The sequence below is a fragment of the Agrobacterium sp. P15N1-A genome (assembly GCF_044626815.1).
In the GTDB taxonomy this organism is placed as follows: domain Bacteria; phylum Pseudomonadota; class Alphaproteobacteria; order Rhizobiales; family Rhizobiaceae; genus Agrobacterium; species Agrobacterium leguminum.
Map to the genome: position 1 here is coordinate 139,467 of NZ_JBIUPF010000009.1, position 14,968 is coordinate 154,434.

Consider the following 14,968-nt stretch of genomic DNA (forward strand, 5'->3'; position numbering starts at 1 on the left):
GACGGTGACCTCGTCAAATCGCCGAGCGGCGGTACCGGTTCCGCTCCTGTTCAACGTCTTCCGGCGCATAGGGTCTCGACGCCTCGTCGAAGCCCGTCCAGCCTTGCTCGCGATAGGCTGCGCGGCGTTCCGCAGGGTCTACCCAGCCTTGCCGCTTGAGCACGGCCTCCGCCTCCGGCACCAGGTTATCTTCCACGCGGGCGGTTACCAGCGTACCGCCCCTGCGCACCCCTTCGGCGTAAAGATTGGCATCCTCTTCGGAAACACCCGAGCGGGTCATGGCTCCGATAAGCCCGCCGGCAGCGCCACCGGCGACAGCGCCGCCCGCTGCCCCGACTGCCGTTGCGGCAAGCCAGCCCGCTGCAACCACCGGCCCAACGCCCGGGATCGCCATCAATCCAAGCCCCGTCAGCAGACCGCCGGCGCCACCCACAAGCGCGCCGATGCCAGCGCCGGTGCCGGCGCCCTCCGCTGCGTTGGAATCTGAATCCTCTCCATGCCGCCTGTCGGCATTGCTGCCCACGATGCTGATATCGCTTGACGGCACTCCCGCTCTTTCCAGTTCCGAGACGGCGGCGCTTGCATCATCATAGTCGTCGAAAAGTCCGGTTACGGTTCTCATGTCACTTCTCCCAAAATCCTGCGCGCCTCACTTGGCGACGACGTTGCCCTGATAATCGAGCGCTATGGCCACGGTCTTGCCGCCCTTCATGCCCGATGCCATCCACACACCCTTGTCGTCTTTCGTCAGGTTCTTGACCTGCGTGTAACCGGCATCTTCCATCCTCTGTTTGGCTTGCGCTTCGGTGAAGCTGTTGGCTCCCTCCACCGGAGCCGTAGGATTATTGGCGCCCGGTGTCGCGACAGCCGGCGTATCGCCACCGGGATTGGCGGTTGGCGTCTGCTGGGCGAAAGCCGACAGCGCACCGCCGCTTAAGAGCAACGCAACGAAAACAGTTTTCTTCATTTGGATTTTTCCTCCGCTAGGATCATGGATTGCGAGCCTCCCTTTCGGGAGTTTTCCTCCGAGAGACGGGAAACCCATCTCGGGCCGGCATGAACGCCTCTCGAACAAACCGACATGCAGAGAGTTCCGAAAATAATTATCGGCAGGGGAGAATGCCGCCTCACACGATGATCGCCTTGCCCGCGTCGCCGGACGGGCATGGCCCAAAACTGGCAGCAGTCGTTTTTATACGACGCCCTTCACGGCCAGGAGTGAGGAAAATCCGGCAGGCCGGCACTGATGATCTCAGGCCCCATCGCCCGGATATTGGCTGTTCTTCAGGAGCAGAGCCAGATGCACCGTGTTGCGCACAAGCATGCTCACCATGGTTTCAACGGCATCAGGGGTTTCATCGAGATCAACGAAATTCTTCGAACCCATTGCCTCCCCTACCCAGTAGGCAACCGCATTTGCAGGAATAGTGAAGCCGACATCATTCAGGGCCTGGAAAAGTTCCGCCGAAACATGGTGGGCGCCGTCCTCATTCCCCACGACCGCCGCCGCGGCGACCTTGCCATAGGACACCATACGTCCCTGTTCGTCGGTTTCGTCCAGAAATGCGTCCATGCGCTCCAGCGCTCTTTTGCACACGCTCGAAGGCTGTCCGAGCCATATCGGCGTTCCAAACAGAAGAATGTCGGCAGCAACGATTTTTTGACGGATGGCCGGCCAGGCGTCCCCCTCGCCTTCATCGGACGTTACGCCGGCCTTGATGTCATGATCGGCAAGCCTGACCGTCTCGATTTGCACATCATGATCGCCGAGCTCCCGAAGGATCAACGCCAGCAGTCTTTCAGTCGAAGACGGCTCCGTCGATGCGGAAGACTTGAGTGTCGCATTCAATGCGAGGACCTTGAGAGACATGATAGCTCCTTCTGTCAGCGGCCTTTGCCGCATGTTGGTTTTGGTGGCCATATCCCGCCGAGAGGGAGACGGCCGCCGCCAAACCGTCTGACCTAACGCCGGGAAAGCAACCGCGCCATGGCGTGATGCGGAGGCGGCTTTTCGCCTTCAGGTCCGTTTTCCTTTTCCAGCCGGGCACGAATCTCCTCGATTTCTTCTTCCGTGAGATGCTCGATCCCGATAAAATCCGCGCGTGCCTGCTCAACAGCCCTCAAAAGCTCGTCCAGCTTTGCTTCCATCGCTGCGGAATCCCGGTTCTGCGAGTTCTGCACGAGGAAAATCATGAGGAAGGTGACAATGGTCGTGCCCGTATTGATGACCAGTTGCCAGACCTCCGAAAAACCAAACAGAGGCCCGCTTACTCCCCACACGATGATCGTGCCGAGCGCGACGACAAACGCAGTTGGTGAGCCGGAAAATGACGCGGTACGGCTGGCAAAAAGTGTGAAGAACCTGTTCATAGCGTACTGCACCTGACGGCTGACACCGATGCTGAGGCAAAACGCACCTGTCCTATCGCCCAAGAGCGGCGGTTCGGTAACGTGCGCTGCGTTTGGATGGCACTAACAAAGGAAAAAGCAGATGGTTCCGAGGTTAGGGGCGAGGGAAGAGAGTAGCCTCCAACGTTGCCTGCGCATTCGGACAAAGCAGGACTAATTCGCTTGACGCTTGTCGTTCCCTCGCAACAGTCGGGTATGGAGAATTTGTTAGGATCACGATTTAGGTGAATTTACTTGTGGCCGCCTTGGGATGCGAACCATCGACCGGAGTTCCCGAACTGGATAGTAGTTTTGGATAGCACAGTGTGCTGTGGAGCGGTGGCGAACTGTGCGAGCCGTCAAAGACTTCGGCCTCCCGTTGGGAGGCCGAAGTCTTGACAGTCTTGTAGTAATCTGGCTGCGGGGGCTTGAGTGCGCGGAGACTTGTAAATTGGCAAACATCGATCCCTAGGCTGTAACAACAATCTTGGGATGACAAGCCGTCCATTCACCAATCCATGTTGGCTTCAACGAAACGTTCAGCGTGTTCCTATTTACCATGACAACCTAGCTGTGTTTTAGTCTTCGTGGTAGGGAAACCAAGATATTTTAAGTATCCGCCGTTCAGGCATTATGCCTCTTGCTTAGTGTTTCTGCCCTTTTTCTCCTGGGCTCCTGTGCGAGGCTAAGCCAAGCGACCTTGAAAGTCGTAAAGCCGGCGCACGGCGCTCTACAACAGACAATTCTGGTCGTAACGACACGTGAACTCGACAAGCCTTCCGGCGCTGTACGCCGTGTGGTTCCGGCTCAAGCCTCCAAAGCAAGAGAGCTACCGCGAAACGATTGTCGATGAGTCGCGATTCACCAGGGCCTTGGCCGCCGAATAGGGCACCTGCTGTGCACGGAAACGGCATAATCATATCGGCCATGCCTACTGGAATACGTTGAGTCCGAACATGGCAGCCTTCTTGTCGGGCTCTCAGACCCGCCGACTGTTAATCCCGTCACCTTGTCGGGTTGTGCGCGGTGACGATCCACGCTGCGCCGTCGATAATCACTGACCGCTCACCAGGGCACCCCGCGAAGACGGCACGAACCGCAGCCGAGGCGCGGGCGCGGATATCGTCGGACTGATCAGCGAGCGCGCGCGCCAGCGGGCCGACCTCGAGTGTCATCTTCACCGCGTCATCGAGCGCTGCGTCTCGCGTCTCCCCCTTGCCGAACGGGATGGAGGCATTGAATGGCGCGATAGCAACATCCGTGAAACTGGCCGCCGTTAGAATACGCTCCACACGCTCCGGGTCGCCAAACGAGAACGGGCCAGGGGCTTCCGGACCGGGCGGCGTCATCGACGGGAGGATGCCCTTAATCGCGCCCATCGGCAAACGTACCCAATCGTTCTCGGCGATGTCGCGCCAACAGACAAAAGCAACTCGCGCTCCCGGCGCGAGCGCGTGGCGCATATGGGTAAACGCCGCTGTAGGATCGTCAAAGAACATCACTCCAAACCGCGAGAACAGGATGTCGAAGGCACCCTTGGGAAATTCGGTGCTGCTGGCGTCAGCCACTTGGAACAGGACCGGTGTATCCTGCGCCAGCAGGCGCGCTCTATCGATCAGCGGTTCGGATATGTCCACGCCCAGCACATGGCCCTCCGCGCCGACGCGAGCGGCCAGATCTCGGCTGGACGCCCCCGCGCCGCAGCCGACGTCCAGCACGCGTTCACCCTTAGCGGGCGCGGCGGCTTTGATCGCAGCCTGGCCGAATGGCGCCATCATGGTATCGAGCCGGGCCTGGTAGGCGCCCCAGCGCTCCCCGCTTTGTCCTTTCCAGTCGGCAATCTGATCGGCATTTTGTTCTGCCATGTCCACATCCTTCCTTTTCCGATCCGTTCTCAACCAGGCTATGCGCCCACGTGGTCGTTGCCACCGTGCGCGGCCATGAACATGGCGACGGCCGACCGGCAATAGGATTCGATTTCGTTGTCGTCCTCTGCTCTCGCCTCATCGAAGCGTGCGATAATCAGGAGATCAGAGCCTTTGAAAAGCGCGGCAAACAGGCGGGCAGACTGGACAGGATCAGGCACATTTAGAAGCGCCTTCGCATGCAATTGACGCAGCAGGGCCTCGATTTGGGCGATCATATGGGCGGGACCGGCTTCGTAATGGATCTTGCTCAACGACTTTTGACTTGTGACATCGGCCGTGACCATGGCTTCGACACTGCGAACGTCCGGGCGCAACAGCGTGCAAAGCAGAGATGATCCCACCGCCATGAGCTGATCTTCGGCCGAACCGTCGACGCCTTCAAAAAGGACCTGCGGCATTAACTGATGGCAGCGGGCCGCAAATGCTGCACCAAACAGCGCCTCCTTGTTCTCGAAGTGACGATAGATGCTGAGTTTAGATATCTTCGCCCGCTGAGCGACCTTGTCCAAGGTCGTCGCTTGAAAACCCAGTTCGGCAAAGAGTTCCCCTGCGGTGTCGACGATTGTTTGGCCAAGTGTTTCGTTGGCAGGCCGGCCGCGCCGGCTCTGACTATTTTTAGTCACGATAATTACAGTCCTTGACAGTATCGTTATTCGTGAATTAGGATACCATGTAGTTTCATAAATAAGCAAGCCAAAGAATCAGTCGAAAAACACGAGGTTGCCATGCAACGACGAACACTGCTGAAGCTGGCAGCGCTTTCCACCATCAGCGTTCCTCGTGCTCAGGCCACCGCCAGCCCCAGCCTGCCCCCCTCCATCCACAACAAGGAACCCATCACCATGAATGATGTCATCATCATCGGCGGCAGCTTTGCCGGCCTCTCCGCTGCCCTGCAGCTCGGCCGTGCCCGCCGCAAGGTCACCGTTCTTGATACCGGCCTGCCGCGCAATCGCTTCGCAGGCCGTTCCCACGGAGTGCTCGGCCACGATCACAAGCCACCATCGGACATCCTGACCGAGGCGCGGCAGCAACTGGCGCGTTATCCCGCGATCAATTTGGTCAACGCTCGGGCCGACAGCATCTCCGGTACCATCGACAATTTCTCCGTCCTCACTGGCGATGGCGAAAGCCTCAGCGCGCGCCGCCTGATCCTGAGTTATGGCGTTGTCGACCAGATGCCTGTTGTTCCAGGCTTTGCCGAAAGCTGGGGTATATCCGTCATCCCATGCCCCTATTGCGACGGCTTTGAAGTCGCCGGCCAGCATTGGGGCCTCGTGTGGTCGGGTCCGCAGTCGATGAATCAGGTGAGGCTTTTTCACGATTGGACCGATAGTTTGACGGTCTTTGCCGATGGTCACGACATCGCACCCGACATCCGGGCCGATCTGTCGGGCCGAAAGGTACCTCTCGTTGATGGCCGGATCACCGAGATCGTCCGTCATGGGGACCACAATGCCACTATCAAGCTCGATATCGGCCCCGATGTCGCAGTCGACATCCTGTTCGCGCATCCGCGCAACAAGCCGTCCGCGAGCCTTCATGAAGCACTGGACCTCGCCACGGTCAATACGCCAACCGGCATCGCCCTCAAGACCGACGAGCGTCGCGAAACCAGCATGCCCGGCATCTATGCCGCCGGCGACCTCGCTAACCCCGGAATCCCATCTGTCACCACCGCAACATGGCAAGGCGCGATGGCGGGTATCTTTGCCCAGCAGTCGATGTTGGTTTAAGCACAGATTGGAAGATGAGATGACTATGGAACCGGCTAGCGCGGGTGCGCGCTTCCCTCCGCCACTTGTATCTGGCAGCACTGCTGTCGGCGCTGGCGGCAGAGCGTTTCGTCGTACGCTGCGCTCGTTCGACATCGACTGGCGGCTGCCAGTTGTGAACGCTGCTTTAGACCCATGTCGGTCCGAGCGCGCGCAAACATATTCTCGCCAGTGCGACCGACCGCTGCAGTGAATGTGGCGGTCGGCGCGACTATGGCACCCGGTCAGTCATGACGATAGATGACATGAAGTTTCCGAATGCCGCATGCCTAACTTTGCGGGTTTTAGGGCGCAAGTTCCGCGAATGCTTACGATCGGGAGAGCCCAAACGTCTTCCTGATGCCGCTATCCAATGCCTTGGCTGGAACAAACCGTTTCACGCGGCTCAGAAGCGTAGCCTGTTTTCCAACCGGCCTGCGCATTTTGTGAGGACCTGTGATTGCTGCCATGATTTCGGCAGCGACAATCTGAGGGCTGCTTGCTGTCTTAATGGCTGAAAGAACGGCCTCATTGGATTTGGCAAATTGGGGAGCGTAGTCGTCAATACGCGCCTCCGTCTGCTTCGCATTGACATCGAGACTTGTCCTCGTGAACGTCGGCTCGACCAGGACAGAGCGAATGTTGAATTGCCGAACTTCGTGGTCAAGCGTTTCAGACAGTCCCTCCAGGGCATGCTTGCTACTGGCATAGAGGCCCATGTACGGTGCGGGGAGGAAGCCGAGGACCGAGCTGACATTGACGATCAGGCCGGAATTCTGCTGCCGCATCGCGGGCAATACCGCTCGCATCATGCGCAGTGGGCCAAAGAGATTGGTTTCAAAAAGGGCCTTCGCCTCATCGTCCGACGTGCTTTCGACCGGCCCGACAAGAGAGACGCCTGCATTGTTCACCACGACATCAATCCGGCCTGAACGGGACAGAACCCAATCGACGAATTGCCTCACCGACTCGTCATTGTCCACATCGAGACGTCCGTACTCGACACCGGGAACCGGTCCACTTTTGTCCGGATTGCGCGATCCTGCAAACACCTTGAACCCATTCTGTGACAGCAACCTCACGGTCGCCTGCCCTATGCCGGAAGATGCTCCGGTCACCACAACAATCTTGTCTGTCGACATCTACGCTCTCCAAAATTAGCATTGGATTAGAAATCAATATAGATTTCATATGTAATCTATAATTCCGTTAGATTGCAAGTGTAATAAAACGCGTTTGCATAAATTGAGGAGACGGGTGGTCAACCCACACGACACTTGGGATGAGTCGCCTCGACGCGCGAAACATCGATCGAGTTAATGCGGCGGTTCTCGGCGGGACGAAGACATGGCTTCCGAAAGGGCCCTGGGCACGCAAAACACACGGCCACATCTCACCAAGCAGTATGATCCCTCCGCAGCAGATGATGCTGCGGAGGGACGGGTGGCTATTCCGCAGCAAGCGAATGCTGAGCTGTTTCCGTATTCGCGTGCTCCGTCGAATCCATGTCTGCCTTGGGTGGCTTGATGCGGAACCATGCAGCATAGAGTGCCGGCAGGAAGAGCAGGATGATGAGCGTGCCCACCGCCGTTCCGCCGATAAGCGTGTAGGCCATCGAACCCCAGAAAACCGAATGGGTCAGGGGAATGAAGGCAAGGACCGCGGCAAGCGCCGTCAGGATGACGGGCCTTGTTCGCTGCACCGTGGCTTCGATAACGGCATGGTAGTCGTCCAGACCCGCAGCCTTGTTCTCCTTGATCTGCTCGGTCAGGATCAACGTGTTGCGCATGAGGATGCCCGCCAGGCCGATAAGACCCAGGATCGCGTTAAACCCGAAAGGCTGGTTGAACAGGATCAGGGTCGGCACGACGCCTGCAAGACCAAGCGGTGCCGTCAGCATCACCATCGTCATCGTCGACAGGCTGCGTACCTGCAGGATGATGACGATCAGGGTCGCCGCGATCATCAGTGGGAACACCTTCACCAGGGCAGTATTCGCCTTGAGTGATTCCTCTATATTGCCGCCCATCTCGATTGTGTAGCCAGCAGGCAGAGATGCAACGAGTGGCTGAAGAGCGGTCATCACCTGTTGCGAAACCTCCGGCGGTTGTGTCGCCTCGTTAATATCGGACCGGACCGTCACCACCGGCGTTCTGTCACGACGCTTTAGGATCGGCTCCTCGAAGCGCACCTCCGTGTGGCCGATCTGATCGAGCGGGATCGCACGACCGTCTCTCGTCACGAGCGAGAAGTCGGCTAGCCTTGCAGGATCGAGGCGGATTTCACCGGCACTTCTGGCCACAACAGGAACGTTTCGGATGTTCTCACGGACTTGTGTGACGGGAACACCACTTAGCAGGAGCTGTATCTGCTGGGCAGCCTCGGCGGACGACATGCCGATGAGGTTCAGGCGATCCTGATCAGGAACGAACCGGACAACAGGTGTGCGGTTACCCCAATCACGATTGGCATTTCTGACGTCAGGTACAGAGCTCATGAGAGCAAGTGCCTGTTCGGAGATTTTGTACAGCTCTTCGGCGTCCGGTCCTTTGATCCGAAACTCGACGGGGAATGGCGTGTAGGGGCCAAAGACGAGTTGCGTCACACGGACGAATGCCTCGGGCGCCAGCCCTTGCGCAACGGCTTCCCGCAGACGAAGTTTCAGCACCTCACGCTCATGGGCGTCGGATGTCAGCACAACGATCTTTGCAAAGGCAGGATCGGGCAGTTCGGGCGCCATGGCGAAGAAGAAGCGGGGCGCACCCTGGCCGATGTAACTGGTCGCGATCTTGGTTTCGGGCTGCTGCTTCAACCAGGCCTCGAGCTTATTGACCGTGGCGGTCGTCGTTTCGATGCTCGTGCCTTCAGGCAAGCGGACTTCGACAAGAACCTCAGGGCGGTCCGATGTGGGGAAGAACTGCTGCTTCACCGCACCCATCCCGACGACTGAGAGCGCCATGACGACGCCGACAATGGCGCAGGTCAGGAACTTGTGCTTGACGGTGAATTCGATCGCGCCGCGCAGGCGTCTGTAGTTCGGCGTATCGTAAATCGCATGATGGCCACCTGCTACCGGCTTGATATCGGGCAACAGCTTTACGCCGAGATAGGGCGTAAAGATCACCGCCACGAACCACGAAACGATCAGCGCGAAACCGACGATCCAGAAGATATTGCCCGCATATTCACCGGCTGCAGAGGCGGCAAAACCGACCGGCATCAGGCCGATAATGGTCACAAGCGTCCCCGACAGCATCGGTGCCGCAGTGTGGCTCCAGGCATAGGCAGCCGCCTTGATGCGATCCATGCCCTCCTCCATCTTCACGACCATCACCTCGATGGCGATGATTGCATCGTCGACAAGCAGGCCAAGTGCCAGGATCAATGCACCGAGCGTGATGCGGTCGAAGAAGCGCCCCGTCTCGAGCATGATGATGAAGACAACAGCGAGCGTCAGCGGAACGGCCAGAGCCACGACGATGCCCACCCGCCAGCCGAGCGCAATGAGGCTGACGAAGAGCACGACGCCGAGGGCCATGGCGAACTTCACCATGAATTCACCCACCGCCGCATCAATGTTGACGGCCTGATCGCTGACCTTCGTCAGCGTTATGCCAAGGGGTAACGACTGTGCGATCCGGCTGGAGCGCTCCTCGAGAGCCTTGCCAAGCTCCAGACCATTCCAGCCCTGTTGCATGACAACACCGAGCATGATGGCCGGCTCGCCGTCACGACGGATGACATAGCTTGCCGGCTCCTGATAACCCCGGCGTACCTCAGCAATGTCGGAAAGCTTCAACGAGCGGCCGGAAGCGACGATGGGCGTATCAGCGATAGACTGAACACTGTCATAGGCGCCGTCGAGACGAATGAACACCTGCGGACCCTGCGTATCTATTGAGCCAGCGGGCGTAACGGTATTGCGCCGTTGAAGGGCTGCGGCAATGTCCTGAGAAGATATGCCGAGGGTGGCGAGCTTCTCATAGGAGAACTCTACGAATATCTGCTCCGGCTGTTCGCCGAGAATATTGATTTTCTTGACGCCGGGAACATGAAGCATGTCCTGTCTGATCTTTTCGGCCTCCCGGACGAGATCGCGCATCGGCATGCCCTGCGCCTTGAGAGCGTAAAGGCCGAAGCTGACGTCGGAATATTCGTCGTTCACGAACGGTCCCAGAACACCCTGCGGCAGGTTTCTGGCTTCATCGCCGAGCTTCTTGCGCGCCTGATAAAATTCTTCGGCGACGGCGTGTGGCGGCGTATTGTCCTTGAGCGTGACGGTAAGATAGGCAAAGCCGGGGCGCGTCGTTGTCTCGACCCGGTCGTACCAGGCCAATTCCTGAATGCGCTTCTCCAGCGGCTCGGCAACGAGATCCTGCATCTCGCGCGCGGTTGCGCCCGGCCAGACAGTCGTGACAGTCAATGTCTTGATGGTAAAGGAGGGGTCTTCAGCGCGTCCCAGCTTGACGAAGGCATAGACGCCGGCAAGCGACAGAAGGACGATAAAGAATAGCGTGACGGCGCGTTCGCGAACCGCAAGGGCGGACAGATTGAGGTTCATCAGTTTGCCGCCTCTTTTGTACCAACACTGGTGCGAACTTGCGCTCCATCCTTCAGAAGATGTGCGCCAAGCGCAACGACCTCCTCTCCCGGCTTGACATTAGTGACGACCACATTCTCTTCGCTCACCCGCTCCACGTTCACATCACGAAACTTCACGACGGACGATTGCTGATCGATCACCCAGACGCCTGTCCGCGTCCCGTCATCCAACAGAGCGCCTATCGGCAGTTCGGCATGATTCTCCACATCCCTGTTCTCGATTTCGATGGTGACGGTCGCTCCCAGGGGCGCATTTGCAGCCCCCCCTTCAAGTACCCAGCGCGTTTCATAAGTGCGGGTCTGCTGATCAGCAGAATCGGAGATCTGGCGCAGCTTGGCCTTCTCCACATTGTTTCTGCCGTACACCGATGCAGAAGCCTGAACCCCGATTTCAGGGCGCATGGTTTCGGGAAGCCAGACAATGGCTTCGCGCGGACCTGACTTCGCGAGCCGGACAACCGGCTGCCCGGCGGTTACCACCTGGCCCGGTTCACCGAGCGTCTCGACAATGGTTCCATCTGCATCGGCAACAAGAACCGTATATTGGGCCTCGTTTTCGGCAACATTCGCCTCAGCCTGAGCGGCGGCCAACTGTGCCGTCGCCGTATCCAGCAGGGCTTTCGATCGTTCATATTGCTGCGTCGAGGCAGCAGAGGTCTTCACCAGAACGGCAAAACGTTTTTCATCGGCTTTCGCTTGGACAAATGTCGCCTGTGCCGCAATGACAGCGTTTCGCTTGGCGGTCAGAGCAAGGCGAAGATCAGTTTCGTCAAGCCTCATCAGTGGCTGTCCAGCGCTTACCTGCTCCCCGACGTCGACAAAACGTTCGACGATCTTGCCGGGAACGCGAAAGCCGAGATTGCTCTGGACCCGGGCACCAACGGTTCCGGTAAAGCTGCTGCTCGAATTACCAGGGAGCCTGGCCGTCGCGAGGTTGACCAGTGGCGCCAAGGTCCGGGGATCGGCAGCCTTTGCCTCTGGTGCCTGCGCCGGAAGCAGCAGTGCTGCGGCTCCGCCTGCGGCCAGCGCCAGCACTGCTGCTGCAGTGACAACAAGTTTCCGTTTCATTTCATCGTCCCTTCTTGACGGCCCGTTCAAAAATATTAGATTGCACTCTAACTCTAAAATGCATATAGATGTCAAATGAAATCTAATTGGAGGTCCACATGAGAGTGAGCCGCGTACAGGCAGAGGAAAACCGGGAGAGGGTGATAAACGTCGCCAGCCGGTTGTTTCGAGAGCATGGTTTCGACGGGATCGGCCTGAAAGACCTGATGAAGGGTGCAGGCCTCACCCAGGGTGGATTCTACAAACAGTTCGCATCGAAAGACGATCTTGCGGCGCTCGCATCACGGCGTGCTCTCGAGAGCGCCACGAGAAGGTGGTCTGATGCCGCAGCAGACACGTCAGATCCCCTGGAATCGATCATCAGCTTCTACCTCTCCAAAGATCATAGCGGCGAGAAGGCAGAAGGATGCCCGCTTGTTGCTCTCGGCTCCGACGCGGCGCGTCAAACCGTCGAAGTTCGGCGCCCGTTTGAAGATGGTATCCGGGCGCATTTCGAGGTGCTCGAAGAACTCATCGGACAGGGTGACGATAGAGCTCGAAGCGGAAAGGCCATGGCAATATTGTCCATGATGGTCGGCGCAGTGACGCTATCCCGGATCATCGAGGATGAACTGCTGTCGACGAGCGTCCTCGACGCGGCAGCGAGCGAGGTCCGGCGCATTGCTGGCCGCGATCGCAGCGACTAACAGACAGTTTTTGGATATTCGTCGCCGATAGCTGTCACGGCTCAGCCGAATCCGCACGCGTATCAGGCGAGTATAGTGCAAACCGCATGTCCCAAGTTCACGACCGGTCATTCGGTCGCACGCCGAAGGCATGCCAAATTTTTGATCATAGACAGGTGGAATGCAAATGCGTCGTGTCGTTGTCACGGGAATGGGAGCCGTCAGCCCCCTTGGTGCGAATGTCGATATCTCCTGGTCTCGGCTCCTTGCTGGCAAAAGCGGGATCCGGCGACTGGATGACGACATCGTCGGGGATTTGCCTTCAAAAATCGGAGGTGTTGTCCCTTCACTGGCAGCAGATCCTGAAGGAGGATTTGATCCTGACAGGACCCTGTCCTCGAAGGATCAACGGAAGGTCGACCGTTTCATCATCTTTGCGCTGGCGGCGGCGGAAGAGGCTCTGGCGCAGGCGAACTGGAAGCCAGCTTCCGAAGAAGAAAAACTGAGAACGGCGACCATCATCGCATCGGGCATCGGCGGCTTTCCCGCGATAACGGAGGCGGTGCGTACCGTCGACCAACGCGGCGTCCGCCGCCTCTCGCCCTTCACCATTCCATCCTTTCTTGTCAATCTCGCCGCCGGACAAGTCTCTATCCGGCATGGCTTTAGAGGCCCGCTGGGAGCGCCGGTGACGGCATGCGCCGCCGGCGTTCAGGCGATTGGCGATGCAGCACGACTGATCAGGTCCAATGAAGCCGACATTGCGGTTTGCGGTGGCACCGAGGCCTGTATGAACATTGTCAGCCTTGGTGGTTTCGCAGCGGCAAGATCACTATCGACAGGCTTTAACGAGACTCCGGCCAAAGCGTCACGTCCTTTCGACACCGCGCGCGACGGCTTCGTTATGGGTGAAGGCGCAGGCATTCTCGTCATTGAAGCGTTAAGCCACGCTCTTGCTCGTGGTGCGACGCCGATAGCAGAACTCGTTGGATATGGAACGACGGCCGACGCCCATCATATTACCTCCGGTCCGGAAGATGGAAGCGGCGCCCGCAGGGCAATGCAAATCGCCATCGCCCAGGCGGGTATCGCGCCGCACGAAATCGGCCATCTAAACGCACATGCGACATCGACCCCGGTTGGAGATCTCGGAGAGCTCAGAGCGATCAAGAGCCTGTTCGGCCAAAGAAAGTCGATCGCGGTCAGCGGGACGAAATCGGCGACGGGGCACCTGCTGGGGGCCGCTGGCGGCCTTGAGGCTATTTTTACGATCCTGGCGCTCCAGCACCAGATCGCGCCCCCGACCTTGAATCTCAGTTCACCGGACCCTGAGGCCAATGGCATAGACTTTGTCGCAAACGATGCCCGACCCCTCGATGTTGAATATGCAATATCCAATGGCTTCGGCTTCGGTGGCGTCAATGCCAGCGCAGTGTTTCGACGCTGGCCGAGGAGAGGCAATCGTACGCCATTAGCTGACTAAACCTCGTGCGCGGTCCCCTTTGAACATAGTCTCCACCAGGACGCTCCCACCATGCAACCAACGACTGTCGTTTCGCCGCCCAGCATAACGCTCCTCAAGCCAAGGATTGCCGTCATCGGCGTCGGCGGTGGCGGCGGCAATGCTGTCAACAACATGATCATGCACGATCTCGAGGGCGCGGAGTTTATCGTTGCGAACACCGATGCCCAGGCTTTGTCCATGTCAAAAGCGCCACGCCTTATCCAGCTTGGCCCGACCGTCACGGAGGGACTTGGCGCCGGATCATTGACCGATATTGGACAGGCGGCAGCCGAAGAGTCGATTGACGAGATCATGGATCACCTCCACGGAACCCATATGTGTTTCGTGACGGCGGGCATGGGGGGTGGAACGGGAACAGGTGCCGCACCCGTTATCGCCCATGCTGCGCGCAAGGCAAGCATACTGACGGTCGGCGTCGTCACCATGCCCTTCACATTCGAAGGTACCCAGCGAATGCGAACAGCGCGGCAGGGAATCGAGCGTCTCGGCGAATGCGCGGACACGGTGATCGTCATCCCCAATCAGAACCTCTTCCGGGTTGCCGATGCGAAGACGACCTTCGCGGATGCCTTCGAAATGGCAGATCATGTGCTGCATGCCGGGGTCAGTTCCGTCATCGATCTGATCGTCAAGGAAGGATTGATCAATCTCGACTTCGCCGATGTAAGGTCAGTCATGCGTGACATGGGTCGAGCGGTCATGGGCACGGGCGAGGCAACAGGAGACGCCCGCGCCCGACATGCCGCCGAGGCAGCGATTGCCAATCCGCTGTTCGATGAAGCGTCCGTCAGGGGAGCGAAAGGCCTTCTCGTCTCGATCTCCGGCGGACCGGACATGACCCTTTTTGATGTCGACGAAGCTGCAACACGTGTTCGCGAGGAAGTCGATGACGACGCCAATATCGTCGTTGGCGCGACATTCAATGATGCGCTTGAAGGGCGGCTGAGAGTCTCCGTTGTCGCCACCGGATTGAGACAACCGGCAGAGGTGATCCACCTTTCGGAGCGAATGGCGTGATGCTCGCTCATACTGTGGGAC

At 58.6% G+C, this 14,968-nt stretch carries 13 protein-coding genes and 1 pseudogene; 5 read left to right on the forward strand and 9 right to left on the reverse strand.

Annotation, left to right across the window (positions count from 1 at the left end; genetic code table 11):
* Nucleotides 1–13 precede the first annotated feature (13 nt).
* The 6 genes from ACIK7D_RS25135 to ACIK7D_RS25160 all read right to left on the reverse strand — a co-directional run bounded on the left by ACIK7D_RS25135 (nt 14) and on the right by ACIK7D_RS25160 (nt 4,939).
* Nucleotides 14–622 (reverse strand): general stress protein, encoded by a 609-nt coding sequence (locus tag ACIK7D_RS25135; RefSeq protein WP_080820180.1) that lies wholly within the window; start codon nt 620–622, stop codon nt 14–16.
* Nucleotides 623–649: 27 nt separating this feature from the next.
* A complete protein-coding gene (locus ACIK7D_RS25140) occupies nt 650–967 on the reverse strand; it encodes a PepSY domain-containing protein (RefSeq protein WP_137005366.1) in 318 nt (105 codons plus the stop codon).
* Nucleotides 968–1,252: 285 nt separating this feature from the next.
* Nucleotides 1,253–1,870: a flavodoxin family protein gene (locus tag ACIK7D_RS25145; RefSeq protein ID WP_400157787.1), complete on the reverse strand. Its 618-nt coding sequence runs from the start codon at nt 1,868–1,870 to the stop codon at nt 1,253–1,255.
* A 92-nt stretch (nt 1,871–1,962) separates the two neighbouring features.
* The gene (locus tag ACIK7D_RS25150) at nt 1,963–2,370 is read right to left on the reverse strand and encodes a low affinity iron permease family protein (RefSeq protein WP_135398157.1); all 408 of its coding nucleotides are present in this window, start codon (nt 2,368–2,370) and stop codon (nt 1,963–1,965) included.
* A 1,022-nt stretch (nt 2,371–3,392) separates the two neighbouring features.
* Complete coding sequence (locus ACIK7D_RS25155; protein WP_400157788.1) at nt 3,393–4,253, reverse strand: class I SAM-dependent methyltransferase; 861 nt, start codon at nt 4,251–4,253, stop codon at nt 3,393–3,395.
* A 38-nt stretch (nt 4,254–4,291) separates the two neighbouring features.
* Nucleotides 4,292–4,939 (reverse strand): TetR/AcrR family transcriptional regulator, encoded by a 648-nt coding sequence (locus ACIK7D_RS25160; protein WP_170985990.1) that lies wholly within the window; start codon nt 4,937–4,939, stop codon nt 4,292–4,294.
* A 219-nt stretch (nt 4,940–5,158) separates the two neighbouring features.
* Here ACIK7D_RS25160 and ACIK7D_RS25165 point away from each other — a divergent pair, with 219 nt between their 5' ends.
* Nucleotides 5,159–6,052: an NAD(P)/FAD-dependent oxidoreductase gene (locus ACIK7D_RS25165; protein ID WP_400157816.1), complete on the forward strand. Its 894-nt coding sequence runs from the start codon at nt 5,159–5,161 to the stop codon at nt 6,050–6,052.
* A 19-nt stretch (nt 6,053–6,071) separates the two neighbouring features.
* Nucleotides 6,072–6,221 (forward strand): annotated as a pseudogene (locus ACIK7D_RS25170) (isoprenylcysteine carboxylmethyltransferase family protein); the annotation flags it as partial.
* A 178-nt stretch (nt 6,222–6,399) separates the two neighbouring features.
* On the opposite strand, the gene ACIK7D_RS25175 reads toward ACIK7D_RS25170, so the two are convergent.
* From ACIK7D_RS25175 to ACIK7D_RS25185, 3 genes are all read right to left on the reverse strand, one after another.
* Nucleotides 6,400–7,212, reverse strand: a complete 813-nt coding sequence (locus ACIK7D_RS25175; RefSeq protein ID WP_400157789.1) for an oxidoreductase — start codon at nt 7,210–7,212, stop codon at nt 6,400–6,402.
* Nucleotides 7,213–7,517: 305 nt separating this feature from the next.
* Nucleotides 7,518–10,631 (reverse strand): efflux RND transporter permease subunit, encoded by a 3,114-nt coding sequence (locus ACIK7D_RS25180; RefSeq protein ID WP_400157790.1) that lies wholly within the window; start codon nt 10,629–10,631, stop codon nt 7,518–7,520.
* Nucleotides 10,631–11,740: an efflux RND transporter periplasmic adaptor subunit gene (locus tag ACIK7D_RS25185; protein WP_400157791.1), complete on the reverse strand. Its 1,110-nt coding sequence runs from the start codon at nt 11,738–11,740 to the stop codon at nt 10,631–10,633. The genes ACIK7D_RS25180 and ACIK7D_RS25185 overlap by 1 nt, the downstream gene beginning before the upstream one ends.
* Before the next feature lie 98 nt (nt 11,741–11,838).
* Between ACIK7D_RS25185 and ACIK7D_RS25190 the strand changes: the two genes are divergently transcribed.
* From ACIK7D_RS25190 to ftsZ, 3 genes are all read left to right on the forward strand, one after another.
* Nucleotides 11,839–12,426 (forward strand): TetR/AcrR family transcriptional regulator, encoded by a 588-nt coding sequence (locus ACIK7D_RS25190; protein ID WP_400157792.1) that lies wholly within the window; start codon nt 11,839–11,841, stop codon nt 12,424–12,426.
* Nucleotides 12,427–12,592: 166 nt separating this feature from the next.
* Nucleotides 12,593–13,888, forward strand: coding sequence for a beta-ketoacyl-ACP synthase II (fabF, locus tag ACIK7D_RS25195; RefSeq protein WP_400157817.1), 1,296 nt, complete (start codon nt 12,593–12,595; stop codon nt 13,886–13,888).
* 51 nt (nt 13,889–13,939) lie between these two features.
* Nucleotides 13,940–14,947, forward strand: coding sequence for a cell division protein FtsZ (gene ftsZ, locus ACIK7D_RS25200; protein ID WP_080820162.1), 1,008 nt, complete (start codon nt 13,940–13,942; stop codon nt 14,945–14,947).
* Nucleotides 14,948–14,968 lie beyond the last annotated feature (21 nt).

What these genes read in the sequence shown, in the direction of transcription:
- ACIK7D_RS25135 (WP_080820180.1), bottom strand. Translation starts at nt 622, where the DNA reads ATGAGAACCGTAACCGGACTTTTCGACGACTATGATGATGCAAGCGCC.
- ACIK7D_RS25180 (WP_400157790.1), bottom strand. Translation starts at nt 10,631, where the DNA reads ATGAACCTCAATCTGTCCGCCCTTGCGGTTCGCGAACGCGCCGTCACG.
- ACIK7D_RS25145 (WP_400157787.1), bottom strand. Translation starts at nt 1,870, where the DNA reads ATGTCTCTCAAGGTCCTCGCATTGAATGCGACACTCAAGTCTTCCGCA.
- ACIK7D_RS25150 (WP_135398157.1), bottom strand. Translation starts at nt 2,370, where the DNA reads ATGAACAGGTTCTTCACACTTTTTGCCAGCCGTACCGCGTCATTTTCC.
- fabF (WP_400157817.1), top strand. Translation starts at nt 12,593, where the DNA reads ATGCGTCGTGTCGTTGTCACGGGAATGGGAGCCGTCAGCCCCCTTGGT.
- ftsZ (WP_080820162.1), top strand. Translation starts at nt 13,940, where the DNA reads ATGCAACCAACGACTGTCGTTTCGCCGCCCAGCATAACGCTCCTCAAG.
- ACIK7D_RS25155 (WP_400157788.1), bottom strand. Translation starts at nt 4,253, where the DNA reads ATGGCAGAACAAAATGCCGATCAGATTGCCGACTGGAAAGGACAAAGC.
- ACIK7D_RS25190 (WP_400157792.1), top strand. Translation starts at nt 11,839, where the DNA reads ATGAGAGTGAGCCGCGTACAGGCAGAGGAAAACCGGGAGAGGGTGATA.
- ACIK7D_RS25165 (WP_400157816.1), top strand. Translation starts at nt 5,159, where the DNA reads ATGAATGATGTCATCATCATCGGCGGCAGCTTTGCCGGCCTCTCCGCT.
- ACIK7D_RS25140 (WP_137005366.1), bottom strand. Translation starts at nt 967, where the DNA reads ATGAAGAAAACTGTTTTCGTTGCGTTGCTCTTAAGCGGCGGTGCGCTG.
- ACIK7D_RS25175 (WP_400157789.1), bottom strand. Translation starts at nt 7,212, where the DNA reads ATGTCGACAGACAAGATTGTTGTGGTGACCGGAGCATCTTCCGGCATA.
- ACIK7D_RS25185 (WP_400157791.1), bottom strand. Translation starts at nt 11,740, where the DNA reads ATGAAACGGAAACTTGTTGTCACTGCAGCAGCAGTGCTGGCGCTGGCC.